The organism is Thermodesulfovibrionales bacterium (assembly GCA_035622735.1).
GTDB lineage: Bacteria > Nitrospirota > Thermodesulfovibrionia > Thermodesulfovibrionales > UBA9159 > DASPUT01.
Map to the genome: position 1 here is coordinate 18503 of DASPUT010000183.1, position 12927 is coordinate 31429.

Here is a 12927-nt window from a genome sequence, read left to right on the forward strand (position 1 = left end):
AAGGCACTTTTATGCCGGGTCCAATCATTCCAAGAGAATATCTGTCGGTAATCATCGTCATGGTGATTGCCGTGCTCTTCGGCATGGGCGCCCTGTTCATGGGATATCTGACAAGAATCAGGAGACCCTATCCCGAAAAGCTTCTCCCCTACGAGTCGGGAAACGAGCCGGTCGGAGAGCCGCGGTTTCGCTTCTCCATAAAGTTTTATGTGATCGCCATGCTCTTTGTCGTCTTCGATGTTGAAGCAGTCTTCCTCTATCCCTGGGCGATCGTCTTCGACCGAATCGGTCTCTATGCCTTCGTCGAAATGATGATATTCATAGTAATACTCCTCGTCGGATATTTCTACGCATGGGAAAAAGAGGCGTTCAGATGGGACTGAGTGAGACCCAGGACGGGGAATTCATGATTATGCAGGGTGCGCCGAGGAGAAGTATCTCCCCCATGTCACACCCCTGGCACAGGAAAGAGGGTGAGGGCAGATGCTCGTAGAAGGCCTAACCGGAATGGTTGAGGTAGAAGAGGGGGTAAAGATTATCCCCGGGGGGAACACGATAATCGCCGGGTTAGACAAGATCGTGAACTGGGGAAGGGTCTCATCCCTCTGGCCGATGACCTTCGGGCTGGCGTGCTGTGCCATCGAGATGATGTCAACGGGAGCGTCACACTACGACCTTGACAGATTCGGGATAATTTTCAGGGGCTCTCCGAGGCAGGCCGACGTTGTCATCGTGGCTGGCACCGTGACAAAAAAGATGGCTCCTATTATCCGAAGGGTTTACGACCAGATGCCCGAACCGAGATATGTTATTGCGATGGGCAGTTGTGCCAGTACCGGGAACATCTATAACACATACAGCACCGTGCAGGGGGTCGATGCGATCTTGCCCGTAGATGTTTACATACCCGGGTGTCCCCCTCGGCCCGAGGCGTTCATGGAGGGGATCATTAAGCTTCAGGAAAAAATTAGAGGGGAACACTTCAGGTGGAGCAGATGGAGATGATCCGTGTTCCCGGCTGCAACGAGACGTCAGCAGAGACCCGGCGGCCGCAAGAGGGGAATAAGGGATGGAAGTGACCGCAATCGTGGAGATGTTACGGGAGCGATTTCCCGAAGAGGTGAGAGAGGTGAAGGAGTTCCGCGGTCAGGTATCCGTCATCGTGAGGCGGGACAGGATCAGAGAGATGCTCGAGTTTCTCCACGACACGGATGAAATCTGTTTCAATCATCTCCAGGACCTCTGCGGAGTCGATTATCTCGGAAAGAAGGAGCCGAGATTTGAAGTGGTCTACCATCTCTATTCATTACGCCACAGGAACGCACTCAGGGTCAGGGCGGAGGTCCCCGCGGACGACCCGTCCATAGAGAGCGTTGTCGCCATTTGGGACGGTGCGAACTGGCACGAAAGAGAGTGCTTCGACCTGTTCGGGATTACCTTCACCGGGCACCCCGATCTGAGGAGGGTGCTCATGCCGGAGGATTGGGAAGGCTATCCGCTGAGAAAAGACTATCCGTTGAAGAGTGACCTCGGGGATCGGGAGTGGAAGGGCTTTAAAGAGGTTGTCGCCCTTGCGGAAAAGAACAGGAGATTCGAGACTCGGTAGCCATGACAGAAGGACTCCTCCACAAGGAATTGACGATAAACATGGGACCGCAGCACCCCGCAACCCATGGGGTCCTGCGGCTTACCCTCGAACTCGACGGAGAGACCATTGTCAAGTGCACCCCTTCTGTCGGGTATCTGCACCGCGGAACCGAAAAGCTCGGGGAACATAAGACATACTTGCAGGCACTGCCACTCACCGACAGACTCGACTATATTTCGAGCAACGCAAACAATATAGGCTACTGCGTCGCCGTGGAGAAATTGTTCGGCATCGAGGCACCGGAAAGGGCTAAATACATACGGACCATGACGGCCGAGATGACAAGGATAAGCAGTCATATCATCTGGCTCGGCACCCATGCCCTCGACATAGGAGCGATGACCGTATTCCTCTACTCCTTCAGAGAAAGGGAGTGGCTCATGGACCTCCTCGAGATGCTCTGCGGTGCGCGGCTGACGACGAGCTACCCGCGGATAGGCGGGGTGAGGAACGATGTTTCGCAGGAGTTTCTCGACAGCCTTTACCGGTTTACCGAAGAGTTCCCGAAGCGGATCGAGGAGTATGAAACGCTCATCGACCAGAACAGGATATGGCTGAAGAGAACGAAAGGCATAGGGGTGATCGAAGCCGATGAAGCGGTCAACTGGGGATTCACCGGACCGACCCTGAGGGGCTCTGGAGTGCCCTATGACGTGAGGAAGTTTGTCCCCTACGATGCCTATGACAAAGTGGAATTCGACGTTCCCATCGGCAAGGCAGGGGATGTCTACGACCGGTACCGCTGCAGAATGGAAGAGCTGAGGCAGTCGAACAGGATTATCAGACAGTGCATCGAACAACTGCCGAGAGGCCCGATCATGACGCCCGATGCGCCGAAATTCACTCTCCCGCCTAAGGACAGGGTTTTGCAGAATATGGAATCCATGATACACCATTTCGTCCTCATAACGAAGGGTCCCATAGCCGCACCGGAAGGCGAAGTGTACGTGGCGACCGAAACCCCTAAGGGTGAGCTCGGATTCTACTTCGTGAGCGACGGAACCGGAAGACCCTACCGGATGAGGCTGCGGGCACCCTCCTTTGTCCATGTCGCTGCCCTTCCGAGATTGAGCGAAGGGGCCCTCGTTGCCGATCTTATCGCGAATATCGGCACCATCGATATCGTCCTTGGAGACTGTGACCGGTAATGGAAACACGCCTCTTTCCAGGAGAGAAACGGGCCATCAGGGTCGGCGGCGGACGCGCTCGTCTCTCGGCAGCGAGCCGCGGAGGAGGAGGTGATAGGGAATGATGAAATTCTTTGAACTTACTGCTCTTGTCAGTCTTGGTCTCCTCCTGCTCAAAATCGCTGTCGTAATCGGAGCGGTAATGCTGCACGTCGCTTACGCCACCTATTTTGAGCGGAAGGTCATCGGGCATATGCAGGTGAGGCTCGGTCCGATGAATGTCGGATTTCACGGCCTGCTCCAGCCTATAGCAGACTTTGTCAAATTGTTCTTCAAGGAGGATATTATCCCTGAACAGAGCGATAAGCCGGTATTCTTCATAGCGCCTGTGATCGCCGTTTTTGCGACGATGTCATCGGTGGCGGTGATACCTTTTTATGAGGGATTCAGGATATCTAATATAAACATCGGCCTCCTCTTCATCCTCGCCATGTCCTCGCTGGGCTCTTACGGCATAATCATGGCAGGGTGGGCATCGAACTCCAAATATTCGTTCCTCGGCGGCCTCAGGTCGTCGGCCCAGGTCGTGAGTTACGAGATCGCCCTCGGACTGAGTCTCGTGGGTGTCATGATGCTCTCCGGTTCTCTGAACCTCACGGATATCGTGAAGGCGCAGGAGCGGTATCCCTTCGGCATGTTTCTGCTGCCGCAGTTCCTGGGCTGCTTCGTGTTCCTCATCTCGGCCGTGGCCGAAACGAACCGGTCACCCTTCGACCTGCCCGAGGCCGAGAGCGAACTCGTCGCCGGTTATTTCGTCGAATACAGCGGGATGCGGTTCGGTCTCTTTTTTGTCGCGGAATACCTCGGCATGATCATCATGGCCTGTCTCGGGACTATCTGCTTTCTCGGCGGATGGAACGGACCTTTCCCGATCCCCTATCTCCCCTTCGGCTGGTTTGTCATCAAGATCTATATCATCGTCTTCGTTTACTACTGGATCCGGGCAACGCTGCCGAGATACCGGTATGACCACCTCATGGGGCTCGGATGGAAGGTGCTTATCCCCCTTGCGCTGCTGAATATCGTTATAACGGGAATCTTCAAGGTGCTCGCGTGAAGATCAGGCAGATCGTCAAAACTGTATTTATGACAGAGATTGTCAAGGGGATGGCATTGACCCTGAAGTCCATGTTCAGCCATGCGGTGACGAGGCAGTACCCCAAGGAGCCGCGGCCTGCGATGCCAGGCTTCAGGGGACTCCATGCGCTCACGAGAAACCCGCAGACCGGTGAGGCGCGCTGTGTCGGATGCGGGCTCTGCGCGGCGATATGCCCTTCCCAGTGTATCCACATCTATACCACCGACAGCCCCGACCATACAAAGGTCGTCGAGCGGTATGAGATCGAGGTACTGAGATGCATCTATTGCGCATTCTGCGTCGAGGCCTGTCCCTATTCTGCGGTCGTCCTGACGGAACACTATGAATACTCAGCCTATAACAAAAAAGACCTCTATATGACAAAAGACAGGCTCCTCAGTAATTATGACAAGTACATGGGATGGGAAAAGGACCAGGAGTATTTCAAAAAGTTCTGGCACCCCCTCACTGCCGACTTTGGAACCCCGGAAAATCAGGCGGTCTTCAAGAGGCGGAAGGAAGGCCGATGACCGCCGAACTACTCTTTGCCTATCTGGCGGGGGCTATCATTATCCTCTCTATCCTCGTCATTACGAGGAAGAACCCCGTGCACAGCGTGCTCTTCATGCTGCTCCTCTTTTTCCACATAGCGGGCCTCTATCTGACCCTGAACGCGGAGTTCCTCGCCGCCGTTCAGATCATGGTATATGCGGGGGCGATTCTCGTCCTCTTCCTCTTCGTCGTTCTCTTACTGAACCTCAAGGAAGAGGCTGTGGCGAAGAGGTTTGTCGGCCCCTGGCCTCTCGGGCTTTCGGCGGCCCTTGCCTTATTCCTCATTACTTTTCGCGCTCTCCATTCTTTTGTCATCGGTCCTTCCGGCGCGATCGGTCCTGAGATCGTCCGTGCGGAGACGAACACGAAGGTCCTCGGAAGGATATTGTTCACGGAATATCTCTACCCCTTCGAGATCGTTTCCCTCATACTGCTAGTTGCACTCGTAGGAGCGATTGTGCTCGCGAAGAGAAATCTGAGGAGCTGACATGATCCCTTCGACATGGTATATCTGGCTCAGTGCCGCCGTCTTCGCAATAGGAGTGGCAGGATTCGTCACGAGGAGAAATATCATCATCATGTTCATGTCGATAGAGCTCATGCTCAACGCGGCTAACATCAGCCTCGTCTCCTTGAGCTACCACATGAACGACATGAGGGGCCAGATCTTCGTCTTCTTCATCATCGCCGTTGCGGCTGCGGAAGCCGCGATAGGGCTTGCGATCATCATCGCCCTCTTCAGGAACAGGGCGACTACCAACGTGGATGAAGTGAACGAGATGAAGGGATAATCCGGTGAGGATTGCGAATGATGAAACTACCTTCTGCGGAGTGATGCATGAATAACTATCTCTTGATACCGTTTCTCCCGCTTGCGGCATTCTTTATCAACATCATCTTCGGCAGAAAGCTGATACGGAATAATGCCCACTGGGTGTCAACCCTGGCGGTTCTCGTATCGTGGGTGATATCCCTCATGACCCTCGCGGACGTTCTCCGGGGCGGGACGCTCAATAGGGACCTCTATACATGGATAAGTTCCGGCGGGTTCAGGGTATCGGTAGGATTCCTCGTCGATCAGCTCACCGCCGTCATGCTCATCGTGGTCACCACGGTCAGTTCCCTCGTCCACATCTATTCCATAGGCTACATGCACGGGGACAAGGGATACTACCGGTTCTTCGCGTATCTGAGCCTCTTCACCTTCTCCATGCTCATGCTCGTCATGGCGAACAATTTCCTCCAGCTCTACTTCGGATGGGAGGCTGTCGGCCTCTGCTCCTATTTCCTCATCGGTTTCTGGTATGAGAAGAAGTCGGCTTCGGACGCGGGGAAGAAGGCGTTTATAGTCAACCGGTTCGGCGACTTCGGGTTCGGCATCGGCGTGATCATCATCTTCCTGACCCTCGGCACACTCCATTATGCGCCGGTCTTTCAGTCTATCGGAGGGTTGTCGGGCAGGACCGTTCATCTGCTCGGGTACAATCTGGACCTTGTCACCCTCATCGCGCTCCTCCTCTTCTGCGGGGCCGTCGGCAAGTCCGCCCAGTTACCGCTCCACGTCTGGCTGCCTGACGCGATGGAAGGTCCGACGCCGGTCAGTGCATTGATCCATGCGGCAACGATGGTGACGGCAGGGGTATTCCTCGTTGCACGGTGCAGCCCGATATTCAACCTCTCGCCTGTGGCCCTGAGCGTCGTCGCCGTAGTAGGTGCAGTAACAGCGCTTTTCGCGGGAACGATAGCGCTTGTGCAGAACGATATCAAGAGGATCATCGCGTACTCCACCGTGAGCCAGCTCGGCTATATGTTCCTCGCCTGCGGTGTCGGTGCATACAGCGCGGGGATTTTCCACCTCTATACCCATGCCTTCTTCAAGGCCCTCCTCTTCCTCGGTGCAGGCAGTGTCATGCACGCGATGGCGGGTGAACTCGATATCCAGAAGATGGGCGGCCTCAAAAAACATATGCCCGTCACGTACTGGACGTTCCTCCTCGCCTCGCTGAGCATAGCCGGCATTCCGGGCTTCGCGGGCTTTTTCAGCAAGGACGAGATCCTCTGGCGGGCATATTCCGGAGGCTCGCTGGGGCAGGGACTCTACGTCGTGGCTACCATTACGGCGCTCCTCACCGCGTTCTATTCGTTCAGGATCATCTATCTCGCTTTCCACGGAGAGTTCAGGGGGACCCATGAACAGGAGCATCACCTCCACGAATCGCCGAAACTCATGACGATCCCCCTCATGATACTCGCTATCGGTGCGGTGGTGGCAGGATATGTCGGCGTTTCTCCTCTTATCGCCGAAAAAATCGGCCTGCGGCCTGATGCCTTCGGGGACTTCCTCGCCCCGGTGGTGGGGCATCCAAAGGGCGAGGGGACCCATGCCGAAGAGATGATGGTCATGACGATATCGATTCTTGCCGGCATCAGCGGCATCGCTTTTGCGGCCTTTCTCTATCTCCGAAAGACCGACCTTCCAAAGAGACTCGGACAGATTTTTGCCGAACCTTACCGGATTCTCTGGAATAAATATTATGTCGATGAACTCTACGATTTTATCGTTGTCAAGCCGACTGTCTGGGTCGCCAGGAGCATTATCGTCGGCGTCACCGACGGAAAAATCATCGAAGGAATCGTTAACGGGGTACCGGCCCTCATCGGAAGATTTTCCGAGAAGCTGAGGAGACTGCAGTCGGGTATGGTACATGAATATGCGGCCATCATGGCGATAGGCGTCTTTTTCATCCTCGCTGTGGTCTTGCTGTGGTAAGAATGGTAAGAAAGAGAAGAGATAGAGGGAGACGGTCATGAATAGCCTTGGGTATCCCATTCTCAGCACCCTGATATTCGTTCCTGTGATCGGCGCAGCGCTGCTCCTGCTCCTCGATAGGACAAAGGAGACGCTCATAAAATGGACGGCTCTTCTCGTGAGTGTTGTCGTATTTGTCCTCTCGCTGCCGCTCTTCTCGGAGTTTGACAAGACGACCCCGCTCATGCAGTTCGTCGAGCGTCATCATTGGATACCCGCATGGAATATTACCTATTATTTGGGCATTGACGGCATCAGCGTTCTGTTCGTCCTGCTCAGCACGCTCGTGACGATCCTCTGCATCCTCATCTCATGGAATTCGATCAAGACGAAGGTGAAAGAGTTCTACATCGCGATCCTCATCATGGAGGGGGCGATGATAGGGGTCTTCTCAGCCCTCGACTTTTTCCTCTTCTACCTCTTCTGGGAGGCGATGCTCATACCCATGTACCTCCTGATCGGCGTCTGGGGCGGCCCAAACAGGGTTTACGCCGCCATAAAGTTTTTCCTCTATACCCTCGTCGGAAGCCTCCTCATGCTTGTCGGAATTATCGTGCTCTATTTCTACGGGGGAAGGACCTTCGATATCCTGGAACTTATGGGGAAGACCTATCCCTACCAGATGCAGTTCTGGCTCTTCTGGGCGTTCTTCGCAGCCTTCGCGGTAAAGGTTCCGATGTTCCCGGTGCATACCTGGCTCCCCGACGCACATACGGAGGCCCCGACCGCGGGCAGTGTCATCCTTGCGGCGGTCCTCATCAAGATGGGAGCCTACGGCTTTCTCCGCTTCAGCATCCCCCTCTTCCCCGATGCGGCAAAGGCGATGACCGCTCCGATGCTGGTGCTCTCCGTAATCGCTATAATCTACGGTGCAGTCGTCTGCCTTGCGCAGACCGACCTGAAGCGTCTCATCGCCTACAGTTCGGTGAGCCACATGGGGTTTGTGACCCTCGGTATCTTCGCCCTGAATATTCAGGGGCTCGAAGGCGGCATCCTCCAGATGATAAACCACGGGGTGATAACCGGCGGGCTCTTCCTCTCAGTCGGAATCATCTACGACAGGACCCATTCCAGGGAGATCAGGGACTACGGGGGCCTCGCAACGGTTCTCCCTGTCTATGCGGCATTTTTCATGGTGCTCACCCTGGCATCGATCGGCCTTCCGGGACTGAACGGTTTCATCGGAGAGTTTCTCATCATACTCGGAGGCTTCACCGCAAGCAAATGGGCGGGGGTCTTCGCCGCCACGGGCATCATCATAGGCGCCGCCTACATGCTCTGGTTGTACCAGCGGGTATTTTTCATGGAGACAAACGAGCGGGTCCTGGGGCTCAGTGACATGGATCTGCGGGAGGTCGTTACCCTTATTCCGATGATTATTCTTATCTTCTGGATCGGCGTCTATCCCGATAGCTTTCTCAGCTTCCTGCATCCGTCGGTCCAGCATCTCATCGATCGCCTCCACGCCGTTCCTGCCGGACAGGAGGCGGTTCGTGGCGTTCTTGAGACGGTGATGCGAGTCCCCTGATGGCGTTCGATACCTTGGAGGTCAACGTATGGTGAATATACAGATGCCTGATTTAAACCCGCTCATGCCCGAGATCCTCATGATCTGTCTCGCGATGGCGGTATTGGTTCTCGATCTTGCGATACGGAGAAAGGGGGTTGTCGCCCTCCTGAGCATCATTACCGCGGGTGTCGGTGCCTATGCGGTGATGGGGGCGTCGGGGGAGACTTTTTCCGGGATGTTTATCGCAGACGGCTACAGCACCTTCTTCAAACTGATCTTCCTCATCAGCCTCGTGCTCTCGATCCTCGTCTCGGTAAAGTATATCGAGGTGGAGAAGGTGAATTTCGGAGAATATTATGCCCTCATGCTTTTTGCGACGATCGGCATGATGATCATGGCATCGGCCGGCGACATCATCGTCCTCTACCTCGGCCTCGAGCTCATGGCCTTAAGCACGTACGTCCTGGCAGGGTTCCTTCGGCATGAAACAAAGTCGAACGAGGCCTCTCTGAAATACTTCCTCCTCGGGGCCTTTGCTTCGGCTATCCTCCTCTACGGTACCGCACTTATCTATGGCCTCACCGGGACAACCGATCTCAAGGGCATCGCGAAATACCTGACGACGCACGAGCTCGCATCGAATCCCACACTCTTGCTCTCGATGATCTTCATGACCGTCGCATTTGCTTTCAAAGTCGCCGCCGCGCCCTTCCATATGTGGGCTCCCGATGCCTACGAAGGCGCGCCGACACCGATAACCGCTTTCATGTCTGTCGGGCCGAAGGCAGCAGGATTCGCAGCACTCGGCAGGATCTTGTTTATCGCCTTCGGGAGCCTCCAAGTTGACTGGTCTGGCATCCTCATTCCCATATCCATCCTCACCATGGCTGTCGGGAATATCCTCGCGATCGCGCAGACAAACATCAAAAGGATGCTCGCCTATTCATCGATCGCCCACGCAGGATACGCCCTCATCGGTATCATTTGCGGCGGCAGCGAAGGCGCGGCGAGCATGATGAACTATCTCTTCATCTATGCCTTCATGAATATCGGCGCCTTCTCCGTCGTGACCATGCTGAGAACCGAGGGAGTCAGAGGGGATGAAATCAAAGACTATGAGGGACTCGCAAAGACCCATCCCCTTGCGGCAGCCCTCATGCTCGTCTTCATGTTCTCCCTCACGGGGATACCCCCGACGGCCGGATTCGTCGGGAAGTTCTACCTCTTCATGACGGCGGTGAACTCAGGGTACACATGGCTTGTCATCGTGGCGGTTATCTTCAGCGCCATATCGGCCTATTTCTATCTCAGGATCGTCATGTACATGTACATGCGGGAGCCGAAGACGGAGGCTGCGCTCTCGACATCCGCGTCCGCAGGCATTGCCCTCGCGGTGACGGTTTTTGCCGTCCTCCTTATCGGAGTTCTCCCCTCCGGTATCATTGCCTTGGCTCGATCGGCAGTGGCCGGTTTTTAGGACAGAATTCGTCGCACCACGTCACATTCACTTCGGCAGATGTCAGACCCTGCACCCGCATTTCTTATTTCTCAGGATTTTGACCTGATCTTCAGGCGTATCGATGAATTCCTCCTGTTTCCCCTTGCTACGGGCGGGGACGTCATCGAGCGGACTGTCATGTCGGTATCCCCTCTTCTTCATCTCGGCGACCAAGTCCTCATGGACGCGGTAGAGGGCTTTCAACTTGCCTTTCCACCGCATCGTCTCGGGATGACGGGCGTATCCCTTCCTGTTCTTCGTCAGTATCGTCCATATCGCATGGAGTTCACGGTGCTCCCCGAGGAGATGCTGCCTGCATAGTCTCTCGGGCGGAATGTCCCATATCCTCATAGAGACAGTTTACCAGTTTCGCCGACCCTCGTTTCTCCTTCAATCAATGCTATGACACATCTTCACCCGGAACCCACCTGTCCTCTAAACTTTCTTTGCATTCTGTCCGCTCTTTTGCGTAAAATTATGTCCGGCACCGGACTTCATTATTTCCAAGAAATTGAGCGGATGACACGATGAATTATGACGATGCGATTGCCTATCTCTATGCCCTTCAAAAGCACGGCATCAAACTCGGACTGGAGAACACGGCCAGGCTCCTATCGCTCCTCGGCAATCCGCAGAATTCCTTTCAATCGATCCATGTAGCCGGCACAAACGGCAAGGGCTCCACATCGGCCATGCTCGCTTCGATGCTCGGGGCAGCTCGTTTCAGGGTGGGGCTCTTCACTTCCCCCCATCTCATCAGCTTCACTGAAAGGATAAAGGTAAACGGCGTCGAGATACGAGAGGAGGAGGTAGTCGAGCTGACGGGGGAGATAAAAGACGTTATAGAGCGGCGCCGAAAGGAGGACGCCTCTCAGCAGACTTTCTTGCCGACCTTCTTTGAATTCGTCACCGCCATGGCCTTTCTCTTCTTCAAGAGGAAGGGGATTGAGTGGGCCGTGGTAGAAACCGGAATGGGCGGGAGGCTCGATGCGACGAACCTTCTTCTCCCCCGCGTCTCGGTGATAACGAAGATCAGCCTCGATCACCGTGAATTCCTCGGGTCAACGCTGAAAGATATCGCAGCGGAAAAGGCTGGGATCATAAAGAGGGGGATACCTGTCGTCTCTTCCATGCAGGACGGAGTGGCGATCGAGACGGTGAGGCAGAAGGCGTTGGAGAAGGAAGCTCCTCTCTTTCTTTACGGCAGGGACTTTACGGCAAGGCTGAGGAACAGCGACCTGCACGGAATCTCCTTCGGCTATAAAGGAAATCATTCTTTTTCCGACCTCTTTGTTCCTCTCTGCGGCATGCACCAGGTCGAGAATGCGTCTGTCGCTGTGAGGGCCTTTGAGCTGGTCGAGATCGGAGATTCCCTGCCGGCCGCAGTCAAGAGGGGACTCGCCGGTACGGTCTGGCCTGGCAGGCTGGAACTGCTCGAGATGGGGCGGGACTCCGCTGACATATTGATTGATGGCGCCCACAACCCCTCCGCGTCACAGGCGCTCGCAGACTCCCTTCGGAGATACTACCGTTTCTCGTACGGCAAGATAGTCCTCATCCTCGGTATCATGTCTGATAAGGATACAGAAGGGATCATGAAGCCCCTTTTGCCGATCGCGTCGGAGATCATCTTTACTGCGCCGGGGTATGAAAGGGCCGCAGCCCCGGATAAACTTTCAGAAGAGGCGTCGGCCCTCGGCTTTTCCGGAGCGAGGATCGCCCCTACGATGAAGGAGGCGATTGATTTAGCGAAGCGACTCGGTTCCAGTGAATCCTCTGAAAGGTCCCTCATCGTCATTACCGGTTCGTTCTATACGATAGGTGAGGCAAAGATAGTTCTCGGGCAAGAAGGCATCCTGACGAGGCTGAGGGAATGAGGGATCTCACTTCCCTATCCTCGCCTGCAAACCACAAGCACATGAGGGTTTTGATCCTTCTTCTCTCTATCCTATTCTGTCTGCTCTGTTCAGTCCTCTATGCCCCTCATCCCTGTTTTGCCGAGGAAAAGACGACGATACAGGCGGATGCCCTTGAGTATGCGGAAAAGACATTTACCTACACCGCAAAGGGCCATGTCAAGATCGAGAAGGGCGCGGCCCGGGTCGAAGCAGATGAGATGACATACAATGAGCAGACCTCGGAAGTTGTTGCCGAAGGGAGTGTGACTTACGAGGATCCGGCGGTCGTCATCAAGGCAAAGCGGGCCGAGTTGAACCTCGAATTTGAAACAGGAGTGCTCTATGACGGGGAGATCTTCTCGAAAAAGGATAACTACCACATAACGGGGGTTGAGATCGAAAAGGTCGGGGTGGATCAGTATACCCTTAGGAATGCCTCGTGGACGACCTGTGACGCTCCGGTTCCTGCATGGTGCTTCCGGGGAAAAGATGTCGATCTGACGGTCGGTGAAGAGATAACCGCCAAGGACGTCACTTTCAAAATAAGGGATCTACCCGTTCTCTATACCCCTTATATCGCTGCCCCGGTTGCGCGGGAGAGAAAATCAGGCCTTCTCATACCGGCAGTCGGGCTCGTGAGCTCAAAGGGCCTCCACTACGAGCAGCCCTACTACATAGTCCTCTCGGAGAACAGCGATGCGACGCTCATCCTTGACGCCTACACGAAGACAGGCATCGGAGAGGGAC

General features: G+C 55.0%; 14 protein-coding genes. 13 read left to right on the forward strand and 1 reads right to left on the reverse strand.

Translation table 11 applies throughout. The features are described from left to right. Positions 1 to 11: 11 nt before the first annotated feature. The 11 genes from VEI96_09810 to VEI96_09860 all read left to right on the forward strand — a co-directional run bounded on the left by VEI96_09810 (position 12) and on the right by VEI96_09860 (position 10261). The gene (locus VEI96_09810; protein ID HXX58281.1) at positions 12 to 383 is read left to right on the forward strand and encodes an NADH-quinone oxidoreductase subunit A; all 372 of its coding nucleotides are present in this window, start codon (positions 12 to 14) and stop codon (positions 381 to 383) included. Positions 384 to 507: 124 nt separating this feature from the next. Then, complete coding sequence (locus tag VEI96_09815) at positions 508 to 1005, forward strand: NADH-quinone oxidoreductase subunit B family protein (GenBank protein ID HXX58282.1); 498 nt, start codon at positions 508 to 510, stop codon at positions 1003 to 1005. A 64-nt stretch (positions 1006 to 1069) separates the two neighbouring features. Next, positions 1070 to 1606 (forward strand): NADH-quinone oxidoreductase subunit C, encoded by a 537-nt coding sequence (locus tag VEI96_09820; protein ID HXX58283.1) that lies wholly within the window; start codon positions 1070 to 1072, stop codon positions 1604 to 1606. 2 nt (positions 1607 to 1608) lie between these two features. After that, positions 1609 to 2796: an NADH dehydrogenase (quinone) subunit D gene (gene nuoD / locus VEI96_09825; protein HXX58284.1), complete on the forward strand. Its 1188-nt coding sequence runs from the start codon at positions 1609 to 1611 to the stop codon at positions 2794 to 2796. 100 nt (positions 2797 to 2896) lie between these two features. Further along, complete coding sequence (nuoH, locus tag VEI96_09830) at positions 2897 to 3892, forward strand: NADH-quinone oxidoreductase subunit NuoH (GenBank protein HXX58285.1); 996 nt, start codon at positions 2897 to 2899, stop codon at positions 3890 to 3892. Continuing rightward, positions 3823 to 4443, forward strand: coding sequence for an NADH-quinone oxidoreductase subunit NuoI (gene nuoI / locus VEI96_09835; GenBank protein HXX58286.1), 621 nt, complete (start codon positions 3823 to 3825; stop codon positions 4441 to 4443). The genes nuoH and nuoI overlap by 70 nt, the downstream gene beginning before the upstream one ends. Next, positions 4440 to 4952: an NADH-quinone oxidoreductase subunit J gene (locus tag VEI96_09840; GenBank protein ID HXX58287.1), complete on the forward strand. Its 513-nt coding sequence runs from the start codon at positions 4440 to 4442 to the stop codon at positions 4950 to 4952. The genes nuoI and VEI96_09840 overlap by 4 nt, the downstream gene beginning before the upstream one ends. A 1-nt stretch (position 4953) precedes the next feature. After that, positions 4954 to 5256, forward strand: coding sequence for an NADH-quinone oxidoreductase subunit NuoK (nuoK, locus tag VEI96_09845; GenBank protein HXX58288.1), 303 nt, complete (start codon positions 4954 to 4956; stop codon positions 5254 to 5256). 47 nt (positions 5257 to 5303) lie between these two features. Next, positions 5304 to 7235 carry an NADH-quinone oxidoreductase subunit L gene (nuoL, locus tag VEI96_09850; GenBank protein HXX58289.1) on the forward strand — a complete coding sequence of 644 codons (1932 nt, stop codon included), beginning with the start codon at positions 5304 to 5306 and terminating at the stop codon, positions 7233 to 7235. A 37-nt stretch (positions 7236 to 7272) separates the two neighbouring features. Next, the gene (locus VEI96_09855; GenBank protein ID HXX58290.1) at positions 7273 to 8802 is read left to right on the forward strand and encodes an NADH-quinone oxidoreductase subunit M; all 1530 of its coding nucleotides are present in this window, start codon (positions 7273 to 7275) and stop codon (positions 8800 to 8802) included. Between the two features lie 28 nt (positions 8803 to 8830). Continuing rightward, a complete protein-coding gene (locus VEI96_09860; protein ID HXX58291.1) occupies positions 8831 to 10261 on the forward strand; it encodes an NADH-quinone oxidoreductase subunit N in 1431 nt (476 codons plus the stop codon). Between the two features lie 42 nt (positions 10262 to 10303). Here the strand turns inward: VEI96_09860 and VEI96_09865 are convergent, their stop codons facing one another. Then, the gene (locus VEI96_09865) at positions 10304 to 10633 is read right to left on the reverse strand and encodes a pyrimidine dimer DNA glycosylase/endonuclease V (protein ID HXX58292.1); all 330 of its coding nucleotides are present in this window, start codon (positions 10631 to 10633) and stop codon (positions 10304 to 10306) included. A gap of 176 nt (positions 10634 to 10809) precedes the next feature. Here VEI96_09865 and VEI96_09870 point away from each other — a divergent pair, with 176 nt between their 5' ends. After that, positions 10810 to 12159 carry a folylpolyglutamate synthase/dihydrofolate synthase family protein gene (locus tag VEI96_09870; protein HXX58293.1) on the forward strand — a complete coding sequence of 450 codons (1350 nt, stop codon included), beginning with the start codon at positions 10810 to 10812 and terminating at the stop codon, positions 12157 to 12159. Continuing rightward, positions 12156 to 12927, forward strand: a 772-nt coding sequence (locus tag VEI96_09875; GenBank protein ID HXX58294.1) for an LptA/OstA family protein, incomplete at its 3' end; no start/stop codon positions are given. The genes VEI96_09870 and VEI96_09875, both read left to right, overlap by 4 nt.